General features: G+C 72.6%; 19 protein-coding genes, 1 pseudogene and 1 riboswitch. Of the genes and pseudogenes, 7 read left to right on the top strand and 13 right to left on the bottom strand.

Annotation, left to right across the window (positions count from 1 at the left end):
* The first annotated feature begins 174 nt into the window (after positions 1-174).
* From AB0O29_RS28050 to AB0O29_RS28025, 6 genes are all read left to right on the top strand, one after another.
* Positions 175-1,266, top strand: a complete 1,092-nt coding sequence (locus AB0O29_RS28050; RefSeq protein WP_365156647.1) for a Rossmann fold nucleotide-binding protein — start codon at positions 175-177, stop codon at positions 1,264-1,266.
* Positions 1,267-1,425: 159 nt separating this feature from the next.
* Entirely contained in the window at positions 1,426-2,331 is a 906-nt protein-coding gene (locus AB0O29_RS28045) for a hypothetical protein (protein ID WP_365156644.1), read from the top strand.
* 88 nt (positions 2,332-2,419) lie between these two features.
* Positions 2,420-3,040 (top strand): hypothetical protein, encoded by a 621-nt coding sequence (locus AB0O29_RS28040; protein WP_365156641.1) that lies wholly within the window; start codon positions 2,420-2,422, stop codon positions 3,038-3,040.
* Between the two features lie 123 nt (positions 3,041-3,163).
* Positions 3,164-3,394: a ferredoxin gene (locus tag AB0O29_RS28035; protein WP_365156638.1), complete on the top strand. Its 231-nt coding sequence runs from the start codon at positions 3,164-3,166 to the stop codon at positions 3,392-3,394.
* The gene (locus AB0O29_RS28030) at positions 3,384-4,778 is read left to right on the top strand and encodes an FAD-dependent oxidoreductase (RefSeq protein WP_365156635.1); all 1,395 of its coding nucleotides are present in this window, start codon (positions 3,384-3,386) and stop codon (positions 4,776-4,778) included. Before AB0O29_RS28035 ends, AB0O29_RS28030 begins: the two co-directional genes overlap by 11 nt.
* 15 nt (positions 4,779-4,793) lie before the next feature.
* Entirely contained in the window at positions 4,794-6,044 is a 1,251-nt protein-coding gene (locus tag AB0O29_RS28025) for a cytochrome P450 (protein ID WP_365156632.1), read from the top strand.
* A gap of 7 nt (positions 6,045-6,051) precedes the next feature.
* On the opposite strand, the gene AB0O29_RS28020 is transcribed toward AB0O29_RS28025, so the two are convergent.
* The 9 genes from AB0O29_RS28020 to rpsB form a co-directional block, all read right to left on the bottom strand.
* Complete coding sequence (locus AB0O29_RS28020; RefSeq protein WP_365156630.1) at positions 6,052-7,074, bottom strand: ABC transporter ATP-binding protein; 1,023 nt, start codon at positions 7,072-7,074, stop codon at positions 6,052-6,054.
* Positions 7,074-8,690: an iron ABC transporter permease gene (locus AB0O29_RS28015; protein ID WP_365156653.1), complete on the bottom strand. Its 1,617-nt coding sequence runs from the start codon at positions 8,688-8,690 to the stop codon at positions 7,074-7,076. The genes AB0O29_RS28020 and AB0O29_RS28015 overlap by 1 nt, the downstream gene beginning before the upstream one ends.
* Before the next feature lie 56 nt (positions 8,691-8,746).
* Positions 8,747-9,847 (bottom strand): thiamine ABC transporter substrate-binding protein, encoded by a 1,101-nt coding sequence (locus AB0O29_RS28010; protein ID WP_365156627.1) that lies wholly within the window; start codon positions 9,845-9,847, stop codon positions 8,747-8,749.
* A gap of 88 nt (positions 9,848-9,935) precedes the next feature.
* A riboswitch (TPP riboswitch) is annotated at positions 9,936-10,062 on the bottom strand.
* A 20-nt stretch (positions 10,063-10,082) separates the two neighbouring features.
* Positions 10,083-11,198 carry a 23S rRNA (adenine(2503)-C(2))-methyltransferase RlmN gene (gene rlmN, locus AB0O29_RS28005; protein WP_344170556.1) on the bottom strand — a complete coding sequence of 372 codons (1,116 nt, stop codon included), beginning with the start codon at positions 11,196-11,198 and terminating at the stop codon, positions 10,083-10,085.
* Positions 11,199-11,333: 135 nt separating this feature from the next.
* Positions 11,334-12,410, bottom strand: coding sequence for a phosphatidate cytidylyltransferase (locus AB0O29_RS28000; RefSeq protein WP_365156624.1), 1,077 nt, complete (start codon positions 12,408-12,410; stop codon positions 11,334-11,336).
* The gene (gene frr / locus AB0O29_RS27995) at positions 12,410-12,967 is read right to left on the bottom strand and encodes a ribosome recycling factor (RefSeq protein WP_365156621.1); all 558 of its coding nucleotides are present in this window, start codon (positions 12,965-12,967) and stop codon (positions 12,410-12,412) included. Before frr ends, AB0O29_RS28000 begins: the two co-directional genes overlap by 1 nt.
* A gap of 94 nt (positions 12,968-13,061) precedes the next feature.
* On the bottom strand, positions 13,062-13,841 hold the full coding sequence (pyrH, locus tag AB0O29_RS27990) for a UMP kinase (RefSeq protein WP_365156619.1): 780 nt from the start codon (positions 13,839-13,841) through the stop codon (positions 13,062-13,064).
* Positions 13,842-14,003: 162 nt separating this feature from the next.
* Positions 14,004-14,840 (bottom strand): translation elongation factor Ts, encoded by an 837-nt coding sequence (gene tsf, locus AB0O29_RS27985; RefSeq protein ID WP_365156616.1) that lies wholly within the window; start codon positions 14,838-14,840, stop codon positions 14,004-14,006.
* A gap of 135 nt (positions 14,841-14,975) precedes the next feature.
* A complete protein-coding gene (rpsB, locus tag AB0O29_RS27980) occupies positions 14,976-15,854 on the bottom strand; it encodes a 30S ribosomal protein S2 (protein WP_365156613.1) in 879 nt (292 codons plus the stop codon).
* A gap of 250 nt (positions 15,855-16,104) precedes the next feature.
* Between rpsB and AB0O29_RS27975 the strand changes: the two genes are divergently transcribed.
* Positions 16,105-16,647 (top strand): M23 family metallopeptidase, encoded by a 543-nt coding sequence (locus tag AB0O29_RS27975; RefSeq protein WP_365156610.1) that lies wholly within the window; start codon positions 16,105-16,107, stop codon positions 16,645-16,647.
* Here the strand turns inward: AB0O29_RS27975 and AB0O29_RS27970 are convergent.
* The 4 genes and pseudogenes from AB0O29_RS27970 to AB0O29_RS27955 form a co-directional block, all read right to left on the bottom strand.
* Entirely contained in the window at positions 16,644-17,201 is a 558-nt protein-coding gene (locus tag AB0O29_RS27970) for a TetR/AcrR family transcriptional regulator (protein ID WP_365156650.1), read from the bottom strand. The two genes, AB0O29_RS27975 and AB0O29_RS27970, sit on opposite strands and share 4 nt — an antisense overlap.
* Positions 17,202-17,292: 91 nt before the next feature.
* Positions 17,293-18,129, bottom strand: coding sequence for an RNA polymerase sigma factor WhiG (whiG, locus tag AB0O29_RS27965; protein ID WP_079429998.1), 837 nt, complete (start codon positions 18,127-18,129; stop codon positions 17,293-17,295).
* Between the two features lie 239 nt (positions 18,130-18,368).
* Positions 18,369-19,526: a DNA-processing protein DprA gene (gene dprA / locus AB0O29_RS27960; RefSeq protein WP_365156606.1), complete on the bottom strand. Its 1,158-nt coding sequence runs from the start codon at positions 19,524-19,526 to the stop codon at positions 18,369-18,371.
* Positions 19,523-19,839, bottom strand: a pseudogene (locus tag AB0O29_RS27955) (hypothetical protein); the annotation flags it as partial. The gene dprA and the pseudogene AB0O29_RS27955, both read right to left, overlap by 4 nt.

Genomic DNA, 19,839 nt, shown 5'->3' with positions numbered 1-19,839 from the left:
CGGCGAGATCGAGGCCACGCTGGACCTGGGCACCCCGGGCACCGTGCTGCGTACGGCCGCCGGCCTGCGGGCCGCCGCGCTGCTCGCCGGCTGCGTACCGCTCGTCTGGGGTGTGGCGCAGCTGACGTCGCTGGCCCTGACCCGCTGAGCTGACCAGCCCTTAGGGTGGGCCGAATGGCCAACGCAGACATCGAGATCGAGACGCTCGCCGAGTTCGACCGGGTCGTCGCCCGGGGCTCCCTGAGCGGCTACCGCGTCCAGTCGGTCAACCTGCTGGAACGGACCTTCGCGCTGCTGTCCGCGGACACCTCCGCCGCCGTGTTCCTGGGCTGCGCCATGGAACCCGACGCCTCGGTGAAGGTCCGCGCGGACGGCGCGCTGGTCTTCCCGCCGGTGCCGGACCTGCCCTTCAACCCGTACCGGGGGCTGCTCTACACGGCGGACGAGCTGTTCTCGGGGCTGTCCGAGGGGTACGAGGCCACGCCCGACGCCCAGGCGTACGCCTGGTTCCAGGAGACGAAGGGCGACGGGGACGTCTTCTCCTCGATGCTGCGCTCCATCCACGACGACGCCGTCTCCGACGCCCTCGACGAGGCCCTGGAGGGCGCCCGCGTGGTCGGCGTGATGGGCGGCCACGCCATGGCCCGGGGCACCGCCGACTACTGCGGCGCGGCCGAACTCGGCCGGGCCCTGACCCGTACCGGGCTGACGGTGGCCACCGGCGGCGGACCCGGGGCGATGGAGGCCGCCAACCTGGGCGCCTACCTGGCCCCCGCCCCCGACGAGGCCCTCGGCGAGGCGCTGGAGCTGCTGGCGAAGGTGCCCTCCTTCGCTCCGTCGGTCTCCGACTGGGCGCGCGCGGCCTTCGCCGTACGGGAGCGCTGGCCCTCGGACGGCGCCTCGGTGGGCATCCCGACCTGGTTCTACGGGCACGAGCCGCCGAACGCCTTCGCCGGGCAGATCGCCAAGTACTTCGCCAACGCCACCCGCGAGGACGGGCTGCTGGCCCGGTCGAACGCGGGCGTGGTGTTCCTGCCGGGCGCGGCCGGGACGGTGCAGGAGGTCTTCGACAACGCGACGCCGAACTACTACGCGTCCGGTACCGGGCCGACGCCGATGGTGCTGGTCGGCCGTCGCCACTGGACCGAGGAGCTCCCCGCCTGGCCGCTGCTGCGCGCGCTGGCCCGCGGGCGGGCCATGGAGTCCCGGATCGCGCTGGTGGACTCGGTGGACGAGGTCCCGGACGCCCTGACCGCGCTGGCCTGAGCGGGCGGCGGGGCGGCGGCGGCCGGCGGCCGGGCCGCGGCGGGGAGCCGTCTGGCAAAGAAAAGGTCAACGAACCCTCTTGTGGAAGCAACTCCGCGGCCCGTTCCGACGTCTGGCAGAGGTACCGCCTTACCTGCCAGACGTTGAACGGAGCCCTCTGTGCTCATAGGCCTGCTGACCGCTGTCGCGGCGTCCATCTGCTACGGGACGGGCTCCGTCCTGCAAGCCGTCGGATCGCGCCGCGCCGCCCGGATGTCGCCGGCCGCCGCCGGGGTGACCGCCCACGGCGGCCCGAACCTGACCTCCACCGCCAAGGCCGCGATGACCTGGGAGTTCATCGTCGGCACGATCCTGGACTTCGTCGGCTTCGGACTGGGCGCGCTGGCGGCCCGCCTGCTGCCGCTCTTCCTCTCCCAGACCGTGATCAGCGCCAACCTGGTGATCACGGCCGTGCTGAGCGTGAAGATGCTGGGCATCCGCCTGACCCGCAGGGAATGGACCTCCATCGGCGTCGTCTGCGCGGCGCTGGTGCTCCTCGCCACCGCCGCCGGCCACGAGGGCGGCCACCACGCCCCGATGTCCACGCACTGGTGGCTGCTGGCGGTGACCCTGCTGATCATCGTCGGCGGCACCGTGGCCGTGCGGTTCCTCGGCGCCCGGGCCGCGATCCTGGCGGGCCTGCTCTCGGGCCTGGCCTTCGGCGCGCTCGGCGTGGGCGTGCGCATCCTCGACGGGATCGACCCCTTCGACCTGGGGACGCTGCTCACCGACCCCGCGCTGTACGCGATCCTGGTGGCCGGCGTCGGCGGGATGTACCTGCACACGGTGGCCCTGCAGATCGGCTCGGTGAACGGTGCCACCGCCGCGCTGGTCGTCGGCGAGACGGTGCTCCCGGGCGCGATCGGCGTCCTGTGGCTCGGCGACGCCTCCCGCCCCGGGCTGGCCTGGCTGGCGGTCCTGGGCTTCGTGCTGGCGGTGACCGGCGCCGTCGCGGTCGCCTGGTACGGCAACCACGACGGGGCCGAGGCCCCCGCCGAGGAGCCGGTCCGGGAGCCGGTGGGCTGAACGCCCGGGCGGCCCGGGGACCGGCCGGGGTTCACCCCGACGGGTCCCCGGGGTGGCGGCGGCGCGGCGGCCGGGGCCTGCTGAGGGCATGGACTCCCCCACCACCACACGGCTGCGCACCCCCGGCGCCGCCGGGACGGCCGGTGTCGTCTTCGCCGTGCTGCTCGCGGCCGCGATCGTGCTCATGCGGACCGCCATCCCGTCCGGGAGCCCGGCCGAAGCCGCCGTCGACGCGGACAAGCGCTGGGCCGTGCGGCTGGCGCTGGAGATCGTCCCCTTCGCCGGGATCTTCTTCCTGTGGTTCATGGGGGCGCTGCGGCAGCACTCCGGCGAGGTGGAGGACCGTTTCTTCGCCACGGTGTTCCTGGGCAGCGGCTTCATCTTCGTCGCCACCCTCTTCGTGGCCGCCGCGGCCGCCGGGACCGTGCTGAGCGAGGCCGTGCCGCCCTCCGGGTTCGGCCGGCCCTTCGCCTACACCGTGCTCTCCTCGTACGCGATGCGCATGGCGGCCGTGTTCGTCTTCTCCACCTCGGCCATCGGCCGCCGGCTCCGCGTCTTCCCCCGTCCGCTCGCCGCACTCGGCTTCGCGACCGGGCTGGTCCTGCTGGTGCTGGGGTCGGGGGTCCCCTGGGTGGAGATCGTCTTTCCGTTCTGGGTCCTGGTCGTCAGCCTCCACATCCTCCGCGCCAGCCTGCGCCGTACGCCCTGACCTGCGGCTTCACCGCTCCGTAGGCCCGGGCAGGCGGCGAGGGGCCGGCGCGCGCATGCTGGAGGGGTGGCGGGGGCCACAGGGGTAGTGGGGGTCATCAGGGCACGGAAAGGCTGATGCCTCATGAGGCTCGTCGTCGACCTGAACCGCTGTCAGGGGTACGCGCAGTGCGCGTTCCTCGCACCCGACGTCTTCGCCATGCACGGCGACGAATCGCTGCTGTACAACCCGCAGGCCCCGGAGGACCAGCGCGACAACGTCGTGCGCGCCGCCCACGCCTGCCCCGTCCGGGCCATCCTCCTGGACGCGATGAACGGCTCCCTCCAGACCCAGGAGGCCGACGGTGAACGGTGACGAAGGCCTGGAGCGGCTCAAGCGCGAGGGCCGCATCGCCGTCGTGGGCGCTTCCCTGGCCGGCCTGCGGGCCGCCGAGACCATGCGCGAGAAGGGCTTCGCCGGCGAGCTGACGATGATCGGCGACGAACCCTACGAACCGTACGACCGCCCTCCCCTGTCCAAGCAGGTCCTGCTGGGCATGGCCACCGCCGACGGGACGGCCCTGCCCAGGCGCCGCGACATCGACGCGAAGTGGCGGCTCGGGGTGCCCGCCGCCGGTCTGGACATGGCGGCCCGCCGGGTCCGGCTGGCCGACGGGGACGAGGTCGAGTACGACCGCCTGCTGATCGCCACCGGGGTACGGGCCCGGCCCTGGCCGAACCCGGACGAGGCGGGCCTGGACGGGGTCTTCGTGCTGCGCACCCGGGGCGACGCCGCCGCGCTGGAACGCGCGCTCGCGGCGCGGCCCGGCAGGGTGCTCGTCATCGGGGCCGGGTTCACGGGCTCCGAGATCGCCTCCGCCTGCCGGGAGCGCGGCCTGTCCGTCACCGTGGCCGAACGCGGCGACGGCCCCCTGGTGGGCGCGCTCGGCGGGGTGATCGGAGCGGTCGCGGCCGAGATGCACCGTGAGAACGGGGTGGACCTGCGCACCGGGATCATGGTGACGGGCCTGGAGGGCGACTCCTCCGGCCGGGTCCGCGCCGCACACCTCTCCGACGGCACCACGCTGGAGGCGGAGGTGGTCGTCGTCTCCCTCGGCGCCCAGCGCAACACCGAGTGGCTCGCCGGCTCCGGGCTCGGCGCGGGCCCGCGCGGCATCGCCTGCGACGCGGGCTGCCGGGCCTTCGACATCTGGGGCATCGTCACCGACGACATCTACGTGGCCGGCGACGTCGCCCGCTCCCCGCACGCCCTCTTCGGCTACCAGTTCCTGTCCCTGGAGCACTGGGGCAACGCCGTGGCCCAGGCGGAGACCGCCGCGCACAACATGCTCAGCAGGAGCTCCGAACGCCGGCCGCACCTGTGGGTCCCCGCGTTCTGGTCCTCCCAGTTCGGCGTGAACATCAAGTCGGTCGGGGTCCCCTCGATGGGCAGCGAGATCATGTTCACCCAGGGCTCGCGGGCCGAACGCCGCTTCGTCGGCGTGTACGGCTACCAGGGCCGCGTCATCGGGGCCGTCACCTTCGACCAGTGCCGCTGGCTGGACTTCTACGAGCAGCAGATCGAGCAGACCGCGCCGTTCCCGCCGCCCTTCCCGACGGTGGACCGCAGGCCCGAGGGCGAACGTCCGATCCCCGCCGACTTCCCCGACCCCTCGGTACCGACGCACGGCCCGACCATCACCCTGAGCGGCTACTCGCCGGCCGACCGGCGGATGACCTTCACTCCGGCGCACAACTGAGCACGAGGACCCCTCATGACCCAAGGCATCCTGCGGCAGATCCTCGACTACTCCAGCCGTGCCAACCCGTACCCGCTGTACGAGGAGCTCCGCGCGACCCCGGTGTTCCACGACGGCGAGGGCCCGTACGTCATCAGCACCTACCACGAGATCAAGGGCCTGCTCCACGACCCGCGCATCAGCTCCGACTCCCGCAACCTGACGGCGGTGGCCGGCGACCCGCTGAACGAGGGCGACGAGGACGAGGGGCAGGTCCTGCCCCCCTCCTTCCTGAAGCTGGACCCGCCCGACCACGACCGGCTGCGCCGGATGACGAACCGCCCCTTCGGTCCCCCGCACTCCCCGCGCCGGGTCGAGGAGATGCGCGGTGAACTCGGCGGCATCGTGACCGGGCTGATCGACACGATCGTGGAGAAGGGCGACCCGGCCCGGGTCGACCTGGTCGAGGAGTTCTCCTACCCCTTCCCGGTGACGGTCATCTGCCGGCTGCTGGGCGTGCCGCCCGAGGACGAGGCCCGCTTCCACGTGTGGGCCGACACCCTCGCCGCGAGCCTCGACCCCGACCCGGACGCCGACCCCGCCGAACGCATGAAGAAGACGCAGGACTCCCGCATGGAACTCGGCATGTACCTGGCCGGGCTGATCGAGGAGCGGCGCAAGAACCCGACCGGGGACATGCTCTCGGAGCTGGCGACGGGTCAGGGACCGGACGGCACCATGAGCACCATGGAGGTCCTCAGCACGGCGGCCCTGCTGCTGATCGCCGGGCACGAGACCACCGTCAACCTGATCACGAACGGCATGCTCACCCTGCTGCGCCACCCGGAGCACCTGGACCGGCTGCGCTCCGATCCGAACATCGCGGTGCCGATGGTCGAGGAGCTGCTGCGCTACGAGCCCCCGGTGCAGCTGCTGCCGCAGCGCAGCACCCTGGCCGACATCGAGGTGGCGGGGGTGACCATCCCCAAGGGCTCCTCCCTCTGGCTGATCCTGGCCTCCGGCAACCGCGACGCGAAGCGGTTCGAGAACCCGGACCGCTTCGACCCCGACCGCCCGGACGTCCAGCACCTGGGCCTCGGCAGCGGGATCCACAGCTGCTTCGGAGCGCCCCTGGCCCGGCTGGAGGCCGCGCTGGCCCTGAGCGAGCTGGCCCGCAGGCTGGAGAACCCCCGGCTGCTGGAGGACCCGCCGCCCTACCGGCAGAACGCCGTCCTGCGCGGACCGCGCCACCTGCCGATCGCCGTCGACGGCATCCGGGCGGCCTAGGCCGGCCCTAGGCCGCGGGAAGGACGACCACCTCGGAGGGCGTGAAGGCCACCGCGACCCGGTCCCCCGGGGCCGGCGCGGCGGCCAGGGCGCACTCCGCCTCCAGGACGGGCCCCGCCTCGGGCCGCAGCAGCAGCGTCACGTGGGTGCCCCGGAACGTACGGGACTCCACCACGCAGTCCAGCCCCGCCGTGCCCAGCACCACCCCGGCGGGGCGGACCAGCAGCCGCCGCTCGCCTTCCGGGGAGCCCGCCGGCACGGGGAGCCTCCCCCACGGGGTCGCGGCCGCGCCCCCGGAGACGGTGGCCGGGACCACGTTCTCGAAGCCGAGGAACCGCGCCACGAACTCCGACGCCGGCCGCTGCCACACCTCCAGCGGGGTCCCCGCCTGCGCGATCCGCCCGTCCCGCATCACCACCACCCGGTCGGCCAGCGCGAAGGCCTCGCCCTGGTCGTGGGTGACCGCCAGCACGGTGGTGCCCAGCCGCGAGAACAGCCCCTGGAGCTCGACCACCAGCCGCTCGCGCAGCCCCCGGTCCAGCTGGCCGAGCGGCTCGTCCAGCATCAGCAGCCTCGGCGAGGGCGCCAGCGCCCGGGCCAGGGCGACCCGCTGCTGCTCACCGCCCGACAGCGAGGCCACGGCCCGGCCCTGGGCCCCGGGGAGCCCGACCAGGTCCAGGAGCCGGGCGACCCGCTCCGCGTACTCCGCCTTCGCGGAGCCCCGGACGCGCAGGCCGAAGGCCACGTTCCCGCCGACGTCGCGGTGCGGGAACAGCTGGTGGTCCTGGAACATCAGGCCCACCCCCCGCCGGTGCACGGGCACCCCGGCCTGGTCGGCGCCGCCCAGCAGCACCCGTCCGGCGGTGGGCGGCTGGAGCCCGGCCACCACCCGCAGCAGGGTGGACTTGCCGCTGCCGCTGGGCCCCAGCACGCAGACGGTCTCGTGCTCGGCGACCTCCAGGTCCACCGCGTCCACGACCGCCCGGTCGCCGAAGCGGACCGTCACCCCTTCGAGCCGGAGCAGGGTCATCAGAACTCTCCCGAGGTCTTGTCGGGTCGCAGCCGTTCCAGCACCAGCAGGGACACCGCGCACACCAGCATCAGAATCGTGCTCAGGGCCATCGCCTGCCCGTAGTTCATCTCCCCGGCCCGCCCCAGCAGCCGGGCCACCGCCACCGGCAGCGTCGGGTGGTCCGGCCGGGCGATGAACACCGTCGCGCCGAACTCGCCCAGCGAGACCGCGAAGGCGAAGCCCGCCGCGATCAGCACCGCCCGCCGCACCAGCGGCAGGTCCACCTCCCGCCAGACCCGCAGCGGGGAGGCCCCGAGCACCGCCGCGGCCTCCCGCAGCCGCCCGTCGACCGCCCGCAGCACCGGCAGCATGGTCCGCACGACGAACGGCACCCCGACCAGCGCCTGCGCCAGCGGCACCAGGATCCAGGAGGTGCGCAGGTCCAGCGGGGGCACGTCGAGGGTGATCAGGAACCCGAAGCCCACCGTCACGGCGGACACCCCGAGCGGGAGCATCAGCAGCGCGTCGAAGCCCCGGACGAAGCGGCCCGCCCGCCGGGCCAGCGCCGCCGCCGCGAGCCCGCCGACGGCCAGGGCGATGGCGGTGGCGGCGAGCGCGTACTGCAGGGAGTTCCAGATGGCCTCCAGCGGCGGCACCAGAAACGTTCCGCCACCGGCCCCGGCCTCCTGGAGCGCCCGGTAGAACCCGAACCCGTACCCGCCCGGCGCGTCCAGGGACCGCTCCACCAGCACGGCCAGGGGCGCCACGATCAGCAGCGCCACCGTCAGCAGCACCCCGGCCAGCAGCCCGCGCTGCGCCCAGCCGCGCGGCGGGTGCGCGGTGCGCGCGGGGTCGACGAGCCGCAGCGCGGTCTCCCGCCGGCGCACGGTCCGGGCGTGCACGGCGAGGATCAGCCCGACGGCGGCGAACTGCACCAGCGTCAGCACCGCGGCCGTCGGCAGGTCCAGCAGCTGCGCCGTCTGCCGGTAGACCTCGACCTCCAGCGTGGCGTACGAGGGGCCGCCGAGGATCTGCACGACGCCGAAGGAGCTGAAGGTGAACAGGAACACCATCAGCGCGGCCGCCGCCACCGCCGGGGCGAGCGCGGGCAGGGTCACCCGCCGCCAGGCCGCGAACCGCCCGGCGCCCAGCACCCGGGCGGCCTCCTCCTGGCGCGGGTCCAGCTGGGCCCACAGCCCGCCGACCGTGCGGACGACGACGGCGTAGTTGAAGAAGACGTGGGCGAGCAGGATCGCCCACACGGTGGTGTCCAGCCGGACGCCCCACACCTCGTCCAGCAGCCCGTTCCGCCCGACCAGGGCCAGGAAGGCCGTGCCGACGACCACGGTCGGCAGCACGAAGGGGACGGTGACCAGGGCGCGCAGCAGCTGCTTGCCGGGGAAGGAGAACCGTGCGAACACGTACGCGCCGGGCAGCGCGACGAGCAGGGTGAGCACGGTCGAGGCGAGCGCCTGCCAGGTGGTGAACCACAGCACGCCGGCGATGTCCGGCTGGGCGAGGACCTCGCCGATCCGCCCGAACCGCCAGCCCTCGTCCGTCCTGAACCCGCGGCCGACGATGGCGGCGACGGGGTAGGCGAAGAACAGCCCGAAGAAGGCGAGCGGCACGGCCATCAGGGCCAGCCTGACGGCGGTGGCCCGCCCGCTCTCCTTCGGGGAGCCGTCGCGGACTACTTCACGACGATCGAGGACCATGCCTTGACCCACTGGTCACGGTTCTTCGCGATGGTCTCGGGGGCCACGTTCTCCGGCTTCTCGACCACCACGCCGTGCTTGGTGAAGACCTCCGGCAGCTTCGCGTCCTTGACCACCGGGTTCACGAACATCTGGAGCGGCATGTCCTCCTGGAACTTCTTGCCGATCAGGAAGTCGATGAGGGCCTTGCCGCCCTCCTCGTTCTTCGCGCCCTTCAGCAGGCCCGCGAACTCGACCTGGCGGAAGCAGGTGCCGGTGGCCACGCCCGTGGGGGCCTCGGCCGGCTGGGGCTCGCCGTAGAGGACCTCGACCGGCGGGCTGGAGGCGTAGGAGACGACCAGCGGACGGTCGCCCTTGGCCTTCTTGCCGCCGGCGGAGCCGGAGAAGCGCTCGTTGTAGGCCTGCTCCCAGCCGTCGACGACCTCGACGCCGTTGGCCTTCAGCTTGGTCCAGTAGTCCTTCCAGCCGTCCTCGCCGTACTTGCCGACGGAGGCGAGGAGGAAGCCGAGGCCGGGCGAGGAGGTCGCGGCGTTCTCGGTGACCAGCAGGTTCTTGTACTCGGGCTTGAGCAGGTCGTCCAGCGTCTGCGGCGGGGCGATCTTCTTGTCGGCGAAGTAGGCCTTGTCGTAGTTGACGCAGATGTCGCCGGAGTCGACGGGGGTGACCCGGTGCTGCTTGTCGAGCACGTACTCGGGCTTGACCTCCGCCAGGCCCTTGGCCTCGTACGGGGTGAAGATCCCGTTGTCGAGGGCGCGCGAGAGGAGCGTGTTGTCGACACCGAAGAAGACGTCGCCGCGCGGGGAGCCCTTGGTGAGGATCTCCTGGTTCAGGGCGGCGCCGGCGTCCCCGGACTTGAGGACCTTGACGGTATAGCCGCTCTGCTGCTCGAACTCCTTGAGGACCGAGTCGGTCACGTTGAAGGAGTCGTGGGAGACGAGGGTGACGGTCTTGGACTTCGGGGCACCGCTCTCGGCGGCCCCGTCGTCCTTCTTGGTGCCGCCGCCGCACGCGGTCAGCGTGCTGACGCCGAGGGCGGCGGCCAGCGCCGCGCCCGCGATCTTCTTGGTGGTGCTCACGGTTCATTCCTCCTGGGATGACCAGGAGAAGACGCGGCCCCGCCCGGGCGCTCTGGTGGAGCGGGGCGCCCGGGCAGGGCGCAACAGCTTGAGGTGGTGACCGAACTTCCTACCCAGAATGACCTGGGCGAGGTTCAGAGGGTCTGCGGCCACGGTGCTCGATCCAAAAACGTGTGCCGCACTCTCAGCGCTGTGGCGCTCCCCTGTCGGAATATGCAGATGTACGCGGGCCAGCCTACCGCTCGCTCGCGGCGAGCTGTCCGCACGCACCGTCGATCTCCTGGCCGCGGGTGTCCCGTACGGTCACGGGCACGCCGTGGCGGGCGATGGCCTCGACGAAGGCCTTCTCGTCCTCGGGTCGCGAGGCGGTCCACTTCGAGCCCGGCGTCGGGTTCAGCGGGATCAGGTTGACGTGCACCCGCTTGCCCTTGAGCAGGCGTCCGAGCAGGTCGCCGCGCCAGGCCTGGTCGTTGATGTCGCGGATCAGGGCGTACTCGATGGAGATCCGGCGGCCGGACTTCTCGGCGTACTCCCAGGCCGCGTCGAGGACCTCGCGGACCTTCCAGCGGGTGTTCACGGGGACGAGGGTGTCGCGCAGCTCGTCGTCCGGGGCGTGCAGGGAGACGGCGAGGCGGCACTTGAAGCCCTCGTCGGCGAACCGCAGCATGGCCGGGACCAGGCCGACGGTGGAGACGGTGATGCCGCGCTGCGACAGGCCCAGGCCGTCCGGCTCCGGGTCGGTGAGGCGGCGGATGGCGCCGACGACGCGGTTGTAGTTCGCGAGCGGCTCGCCCATGCCCATGAAGACGATGTTAGACAGGCGGGCCGGGCCACCGGGGACCTCGCCGTCGCGCAGGGCGCGCATGCCGTCGACGATCTGGTGCACGATCTCGGCGGTGGAAAGGTTGCGGTCGAGGCCGGCCTGGCCTGTGGCGCAGAACGGGCAGTTCATGCCGCAGCCGGCCTGCGAGGAGATGCACATGGTCACCCGGTCGGGGTAGCGCATCAGCACGGACTCGACGAGCGTGCCGTCGTGCAGCTTCCACAGGGTCTTGCGGGTGGTGTCGTTGTCGCAGCTGATGTGCCGCACGACGTTCATCAGCTCGGGCAGCAGCTCCTGCTGGAGCTTCTCGCGCGAGCCGGCCGGGATGTCCGTCCACTCGGCCGGGTCGTGGGCGTAGCGGGCGAAGTAGTGCTGGGAGAGCTGCTTGGCCCGGAACGGCTTCTCGCCGATCGCGGCCACCGCCTCGCGGCGCTCGGCCGGGGTCAGGTCGGCGAGGTGCCGCGGAGGCTTCTTGGCTCCACGCGGGGCGACGAAGGTGAGCTCGCCCGGGACGGGACGGGGGGCCATGCGGTACTCCTCGGTACGACGGGGTGGGGGTCACCCCGCGCGTGCAGGGCCGGTCCGCGGCGGCTCGGCCGCGTGACGGAAAGGGCGCGCCGTGCGAACACGGCGCGCCCTCCAGGATAACCCGGCCCGAACCCGTCAGCCGGTGCCGACGAACGCCGCCAGCAGCAGCCAGACCACCGGAGCGGTCGGGAGCAGCGAGTCCAGGCGGTCCATGATGCCTCCGTGGCCCGGGAGCAGCGTGCCCATGTCCTTGATGCCGAGGTCACGCTTGATCATCGACTCGCCGAGGTCGCCCAGGGTCGCGCTGACGGCGACGGCCAGGCCCAGCAGCAGGCCCTGCCACCAGGAGCCCCCGTCGATCAGGAACTCCATGCACAGGGCGCCCGCCGCCATGGCGAAGGCCACCGCGCCGAAGAGCCCCTCGCGGGTCTTTCCGGGGCTGATGCGCGGCGCGAGCTTGGTCTTGCCGAAGCGCCAGCCGACGGCGTAGGCCCCGGTGTCGCTGACGACGGTCAGCAGGAGGAAGGTCACCACCCGCTGCGGGCCGTCCTCGGCCGTGAGGAGCATCGCGACGAAGGTGGCCAGGAAGGGCACGTAGAACGCCGCGAAGACGCCCGCGGTGACGTCCTTGAGGTAGTCCTCGGGCGGTTCCGTCATCCGCCAGACGAGGACCGCCAGCGCGGTCAGCACCATGGCGACCCAGGCGCCCTCGGCCCCCCGGACGTAGCCGGCGATGACCATCGCCGCGCCGCCGACCGCGAGCGGGACCAGCGGGGCCTTGATGCCCTTCTTCTCCTGGAGCCGGGAGGTGAGCTCCCACAGGCCGACGACGACCGCGACGACGATCACGCCGACGAAGACGGCCTTGACGATGAACAGCGAAGCGAAGATCACCGCGCCGAGGCCGACGCCGACCCCTATGGCGGCACGCAGATCCCGCCCGGCGCGCTTCTTCTGCGGCGGGGGCGAGGCGTCCTGCGGTGCCTGCGAAGGCGGGGGCGGGGGGCTGGGCATGGGCTCCTGCAACGGCATCTCGGTACGGAGCGGGGGGCCGCCCGCGAAGGCGGCCCCCCGATCGCGTGCTTCCCGGTCGTCGAACGCACGGCCGGCGGCATCGGGCACGATGGGCATGGGCGCAGTCTGAGGGCCCACCAGCGCATCGTATGCGGGACCCGCCGGTACCGGCTCAGCGGCCCAGGGAGAGTCGTTCATCAGACCTCGAGGAGCTCGGCTTCCTTGTGCTTGAGCAGCTCGTCCACCTGCGCGACGTACTTCGCGGTGGTGTCGTCGAGCTCCTTCTCGGCGCGGCGCACCTCGTCCTCGCCGGCCTCCTTGTCCTTGACCAGCTTGTCGAGGGCGTCCTTGGCCTTGCGGCGCACGGAGCGGATGGAGACCTTGGAGTCCTCGGCCTTGGTCTTGGCGACCTTGATGAACTCCTTGCGGCGGTCCTGCGTCAGCTCCGGGAAGGTCACCCGGATGATGCGGCCGTCGTTGCTCGGGTTGACGCCGAGGTCGGAGTCGCGGATCGCCTGCTCGATGTTGCGCAGCGCGGAGGCGTCGAACGGCGTGACGATCGCCATGCGCGGCTCGGGCACCGCGAAGGAGGCGAGCTGGTTGATGGGCGTGATGGCACCGTAGTAGTCCGCCACGATCTTGTTGAACATCGCCGGGTGCGCACGGCCCGTGCGAATCGCGGCGAAGTCCTCCTTGGCGACGACGACGGCCTTCTCCATCTTCTCCTCGGCCTCGAGGAGGATTTCTTCGATCACCACGTGCTCCTGCATGTCTTGAATGGATGGTTCAGGCGGGGCGGGGCGGTGCGGGCCGCCCGGACCGGGCCCCCGGGGGCCCGGTACGACGGGCTCAGGCCCGGGTGCCCTGGTCGCTCACGAGCGTGCCGATCTTCTCACCCTTGACGGCGCGGGCGATATTGCCTTCGGCGAGCAGTTCGAAGACCAGGATCGGGAGCCGGTTGTCGCGGCACAGCGTGATGGCCGTGGCGTCGGCGACCTTGAGGTCCCGGGACAGCACCTCGTTGTACTCCAGCGCGTCGAACTTCACCGCGTCCGGGTTGGTCTTCGGGTCGGAGTCGTAGACCCCGTCGACGCCGTTCTTGCCCATGAGGAGGGCCTCGGCGTCGATCTCCAGGGCGCGCTGGGCGGCCGTGGTGTCGGTGGAGAAGTAGGGCATGCCCATGCCGGCGCCGAAGATGACGACGCGGCCCTTCTCCAGGTGGCGCACGGCGCGCAGCGGGATGTACGGCTCCGCGACCTGGCCCATGGTGATGGCGGTCTGGACGCGGCTGTCGATGCCCTCCTTCTCCAGGAAGTCCTGGAGGGCGAGGCAGTTCATGACGGTGCCGAGCATGCCCATGTAGTCGGACCGGGCCCGGTCCATGCCGCGCTGCTGCAGCTCCGCGCCGCGGAAGAAGTTGCCGCCGCCGATGACGACCGCGATCTCGGCGCCGTCTCGGACCACGGCCGCGATCTCGCGGGCGATGGCGTGCACGACGTCAGGGTCGACACCCAGCCCGCCGCCGCCGGAGAAGGCTTCGCCGGACAGCTTCAGCATGAAGCGGCGACCCTTCTGCTCGTGGTCGCTCTTGTCGTGGGATGCGGTGTGGGTGTCCACGCCCTGATTCATGGAGATCTCCTCGTGCACATACGAAGAAGGCCATTGCCGGTGGGTCCTCGCGGTTCCCTCTGCGGCAATGGCCTCCTCGTCAGATCTGCGGTCGTCCGGCGCAAGCGCGGACGACTGCCTCAGACCCTATCGGGGTCCGGTGTCCGTCGCGTACGGACGGACTCAGATGCCGACCTTGATGCGGGCGAAGCGCTTCAGGGTGACACCGGCCTCGTCCAGAACCTTCTGGACGGACTTCTTGTTGTCCAGCGCGTACGGCTGGCCGAGCAGCGTGGCGTCCTTGAAGAAGCCGTTGACGCGACCCTCGACGATCTTGGCGATCGCGGCCTCGGGCTTGCCCTCGGCGCGGGTGGTCTCCTCGGCGACGCGGCGCTCGGACTCGACGATCTCGGCCGGGACGTCCTCGGCGGTGAGGTACTTCGGCGCGAAGGCGGCGATGTGCTGGGCGATGCCCTTGGCCAGGTCGGCGTCGGCCTTGTCCAGCTCGACCAGGACACCGATCTGCGGGGGCAGGTCGGGCATGGTGCGGTGCATGTAGGAGGCCACGAAGGCACCCTCGTACGCCGCGAAGCGGTCCAGGACGATCTTCTCGCCGAGGTTGGCGTTGGCCTCGTCCACGAACGCCTGGACGGTCTTGCCGGCCTCGATCTCGGACGCCAGCAGCGCCTCGATGTCGGCGGGCTTGGTGGCGGCCACGTGGGCGGCGAGCTGGTCGGCGACGGCCAGGAACTTCGGGCTCTTGGCCACGAAGTCGGTCTCGCACTTGAGCTCGACGAGCACACCGGAGGTGGCGTCGCCGGAGATCAGGGAGGTGACGGCACCGTTCTCGGCGGAACGGCCCTCGCGCTTGGCGACACCCTTCAGGCCCTTGACGCGCAGGATCTCGTTGGCCTTGGTGACGTCACCGTCGGCCTCGACGAGCGCGTTCTTGCAGTCCAGCATGCCGGCGCCGGTGAGCTCGCGGAGCTTCTTGACGTCAGCGGCGGTGTAGTTCGCCATGAGTCTGTGATTCTCTCTCGAAGTCGTAGATCTACGGGTGAACGGCGGAGGCGCCGCGCTCGTGGCGCGGCTCCCCCGCCGTCATCGTCCGTGCTGCGAGTGCCCGGCGGGTGAACGCCGGGCGCTCTCAGTGGGTCAGGCCTGCTCGGCGTCGGCGGCCGGGGCCTCGACAGCCTCGGCGGCCGGGGCCTCGACGACGGCGTCGGCCGCGGGGGCCTCGGCGTCGTCGGCCTTCTTCTCACCCTCGAGCAGGTCGCGCTCCCACTCGGCGAGCGGCTCGGCGGCGGCCTTCTCGCCCGGCTTCGAGTCGCCGGTCGCGGCGCCGGAGCGGGCGATGAGGCCCTCGGCGACGGCGTCGGCGATCACGCGGGTGAGCAGGGTGACGGAGCGGATCGCGTCGTCGTTGCCCGGGATCTTGTAGTCGACCTCGTCGGGGTCACAGTTGGTGTCGAGGATCGCGACCACGGGGATGTGCAGCTTGCGCGCCTCACCGACCGCGATGTGCTCCTTCTTGGTGTCGACGATCCAGACGGCGCTGGGAACCTTCGACATCTCGCGGATACCACCGAGGGTCTTCTCCAGCTTGGTCTTCTCGCGGGAGAGGACCAGGAGCTCCTTCTTGGTGAGACCCGAGGCGGCGACGTCCTCGAAGTCGATCGCCTCAAGCTCCTTCAGACGCTGGAGGCGCTTGTAGACGGTGGAGAAGTTGGTGAGCATGCCACCCAGCCAGCGCTGGTTGACGTACGGCATGCCGACGCGGGTCGCCTGCTCGGCGATGGCCTCCTGCGCCTGCTTCTTCGTACCGACGAACATGATGGAACCGCCGTGGGCGACGGTCTCCTTCACGAACTCGTAGGCGCGGTCGATGTACGACAGCGACTGGAGCAGGTCGATGATGTAGATGCCGTTGCGCTCGGTGAAGATGAAGCGCTTCATCTTCGGGTTCCAGCGACGGGTCTGGTGACCGAAGTGGACGCCGCTCTCCAGCAGCTCCCGCATCGTTACGACGGCCATGGCCATCTCCTTGGTTTCTCGGTTTTGGTTCCTGACGCCCCGCCGCGCCCTGCCCCTGGAAGGGACCGAGAGACGCTGTCACCCGACCGGAACCGGTCGGCGCTGGGGCGTGCGAAGTCGACCCGGTGACCCGGATCGCCACAAGAAGTGTACGGGACCCGGCGGTATGCCGGGTGACGCCCTTGTCCACACCCTTTCGCCCGTCCACAGGCGCGGGCGGGCCGGGGCCCGGGCGCGGGAGCCTGGGCGCATGACGACGACACTGCTGCTCACCCTGCTGTTCGCCCTGTCCGGGGCGCTGGCCCCGGCCCCCGTCAGCGCCCCCTCGGAGGGGGCCTTCCAGGCCTTCCGGGCCATCCGGCCCCTACCGGCGCCGCTCTCGGTGGCCCGCTGGTGGGACCCGCCCCCGACCCCGTACGCGGCCGGGCACCGCGGGGTGGACCTGTCGGCCCCGGCGGGGGCGGAGGTCCGGGCGGTGGGGCCGGGACGGGTGCACTTCGCGGGGCCGGTGGCGGGGCGGGGCGTGCTGTCGCTCACCCTGCCGGGCGGGCTGCGGACCACGTACGAGCCGGTGCGGCCGCTGGTCGCGGAGGGGGAGGCGGTCGCGGCGGGCCAGGTGGTGGCGGTGCTCACGGAGGGCTCCCACTGCCCGGCGTCCTGCCTGCACTGGGGGCTGCTGGCGGGCGAGGACTCCTACCGCAACCCGCTGGGGCTGCTCCCCCGGGCCACGCCCCGGCTGCTGCCGTCCGCGCCGGACCCGGACCGGGAACCGGACCCGGACCCGCCCGGTTAGCCGGAGAGGCCGCGCAGGGCCATCGCGACGGCGGTCTCGGTGATCACTGCGGGGTCCTCGGCCGCGCCGAGCTCGATCCGGCGGGCGGCGGCGTCGACGATCCCCTGGAGCAGCATCGCGGCCAGCCGGGGCTCGGGCCGGCCGAGGGCCTCCAGCGCCTCGCCGATCATCGCGACCAGGCCGCCGTGCGCCGCGCGGATCTTCTCCCGCGCGCCCGCGTCCAGCTCGCCGGCGGAGATCGCCACCACCGCCCGGTGCCGGCGGTCGCCCACCAGCTCCAGCTGGCTGCGCACGTACGCCTCGACCTTCTCGCCCGGCGTCGGCGCGGCCTCCATGGCCGCCTCGATCTCGGCGGCCCAGACGGGGAAGTCCACCGCGCACAGCTCCTCGACGACGGCCGCGCGGGACTTGAAGTACTCGTACACGGAGGACCGGGCGAGGCCCGTCCGCTCCGCGAGGGCGGGGAAGGTCAGGGCCTCGGTCCCGCCCTCCGACAGCAGGGAGCGCGCCGCGTCCAACAGGGCGCCGCGCTGCATCGACCGGTGCTCGGCCACGGAGGCCGCTCGAATCCTGGGCACGTCACCACTGTACGGAGGGTGCGCAAGCTCCACCGGCCGCCCGGCCCCCGCCCGGCCGGGGTGCGGCTCAGCGGCCGACGTCGGCGAGCTTGGCGCGCAGCTGGAGCACGGACTTGGTGTGGATCTGGCTGACCCGGCTCTCGGTGACGCCCAGGACGTTGCCGATCTCGGCGAGGGTGAGGCCCTCGTAGTAGTAGAGGGTGACGACCGTCTTCTCCCGCTCGGGGAGGGTGTTGATGGCCCGGGCGAGGAGCCGGCGCAGCTCCCGGTCCTCGGCCACCTCGACCGGGTCGTCGGCGGCGGTGTCCTCCAGGGTGTCCATCAGGGAGAGGCGGTCGCCGCCCTCGCCGCCGACGTGCAGCAGCTCCTCCAGGGCGACCACGTTGGCCAGTGACAACTGGCTGAAGACGGTGTGGAGTTCCTCCACCCCGATACCCATCTCCCCCGCGACCTCGCCCTCCGTCGGGGTGCGCCGCAACTGGGCCTCCAGCGTGGCGTAGGCGCGCTCCACGGCGCGGGCCTTCTGGCGCACGGAGCGCGGGATCCAGTCCAGCGCCCGCAGTTCGTCGATCATGGCGCCGCGGATCCGGGTGATCGCGTACGTCTCGAACTTGATGGACCGCTCGATGTCGAACTTCTCGATCGCGTCGATCAGTCCGAAGACCCCGGAGGAGACGAAGTCGGCCTGTTCCACATTGGGCGGGAGCCCGACGCTGACCCGCCCCGCCACGTATTTGACCAGCGGCGAGTAGTGCAGGATCAGCTGCTCCCGCAGCCGCTCGTCACCCGAGTCCTTGTATGAGCGCCAGAGCAGCTCCAGGGACGAGGGCTCGGTGGACCGCACGCCGCCACGGGCAGCGGGTGGCACCGAAGCGCGGTCGGACCCTGAGGTGTGCTGGGGCATGCTTCGCCTTTGCCGGAGCGGGATTCCTTGGGAGCGTAGCGTGACGGAAGTGTCGCGGTGCGCGAAGAGTACGGGATGCCGCAGGGGCGCAGGGGCGTCCGGACCCGCGGGGGCGGCCCGGGACCGGCGCCTCGCGCACGGCCCGGGCGGCCGCCTCGGGGAAGACCGCGTCTCTCATCGCCTTCACTCTTTCACCGGAACGCCCCAGGTCAACGACCGCCTCGCCGGACGGCTCCGGATTAGGCCTCCCCCTCCGCCCCGCGCCGGGTCAACCGCCAGGCGTCGCCCTGCCGTTCGACGAACCCCAGAGAGTGAAGTTCGTACAGTCTGCCGATGACTTCATCGGTGCCGGCGCCTGCGGCCAGGGAGATCTCGTCCACCTCGGCGGGCCGCGCCCCGGGAAGGGCTTCGAGCACCCGCGCGGCCGCGGGATCCAGCAGGTCGCGGGCGAGGACGGGGCCGCGCCGGACGGGGGCCAGCTCGCCCATCTCGCCGACGAGTTCGACCACCTCGGCGGCGTCGGTGACCAGGAAGGCCTCGCCCCGCAGCAGTTCGTGCACCCCGGCGGAGAGGCCGCTGGTGGCGGGGCCGGGGACGCCCATGGTGAGCCGGCCCAGCCGCTGGGCCCGGCGGGCGGTGACGAGGGAGCCGCTGCGCACGGCGGCCTCCACGACGACGGTGCCCCGGGTGAGGGCGGCGATGACCCGGTTGCGCAGGACGAACCTGCTGGGCGTGGGATGGCTGCCCGGCGGCAGTTCGCCCAGCACCAGCCCCTGGCGGGTGATCCGGCCGAGCAGTCCGGCGTGGCCGCGCGGGTAGACCGTGTCCACGCCGCAGGCGAGCACCGCGGCCGTGGCCCCGCCGGAGGCGAGGGCCCCGCGGTGGGCCGCGCCGTCGATCCCGTACGCCGCCCCGGAGACCACCACCCAGCCGCGCTCGGCGAGCCCGGCGGCCAGGGTCTGCGCCATGTGGGCCCCGTACGGGGTGCAGGCGCGGGCCCCGACCACGGCGACGGAGCGCAGGGCCCAGGTCCGCAGGTTCGGCCGGCCCCGCACCCAGAGCCCCACGGGCCGGGCGTCCCCGAGGTCGTCCAGCTGGGTCGGCCACTCCGCCGAACCCGGGCAGACGAACCGGACCCCCTCCGCGGCGGCATGCTCCAGGTCCCGCCCGGGGTCCGCGAGCGCGGCCCGCCTGCGGTATCCGGCGAGCCGCTCGGGGCCCACCCCGGTCAGCGGTCCGGCCTCGGCACCGTCGGCGGCCCCGGCCAGCAGCCCCAGCAGGGCGACGGGCCCGAGCTCCCGCAGCCAGCGGCCGCCGTGCTCGTCCCCGGGCTCCAGGACCCGGGTCAGCGCGGCCCTGGCCCGGAGCCCGGGGTCCTGACCCGAGTCGGCGGTCACGGCCCGGCCCCGATCGCCGAGGCCGCCCCGCGGGCGATCCCGGTGCGCAGCTCCAGCGCCACGGCCGCGTCCAGCGCGTCGGGGCGGTCGCGGCCGCGCAGGTCGGCGACCGTCCAGGCCACCCGCAGCACCCGGTCCATCCCCCGGGCGGTGAGCAGCCCGCGCTCCAGGTCCCGCTCGGCCAGCGCCAGGGCGCCGGGGCCGGCCGGCCAGCGGGTGCGCAGCTCGTGCCCGGGCACCTCCGCGTTGAGCCCGTAGTTGGAGCCGTTGGCGATGGCCTCCTTGGAGAAGACCGGCCGCAGGTAGTCCTCGG

The organism is Streptomyces sp. NPDC089915, assembly GCF_040684675.1.
In the GTDB taxonomy this organism is placed as follows: Bacteria; Actinomycetota; Actinomycetes; order Streptomycetales; family Streptomycetaceae; genus Streptomyces.
Note: the sequence above shows the minus strand (reverse complement) of the source record. Positions and strands in the feature narration are given on the sequence as shown.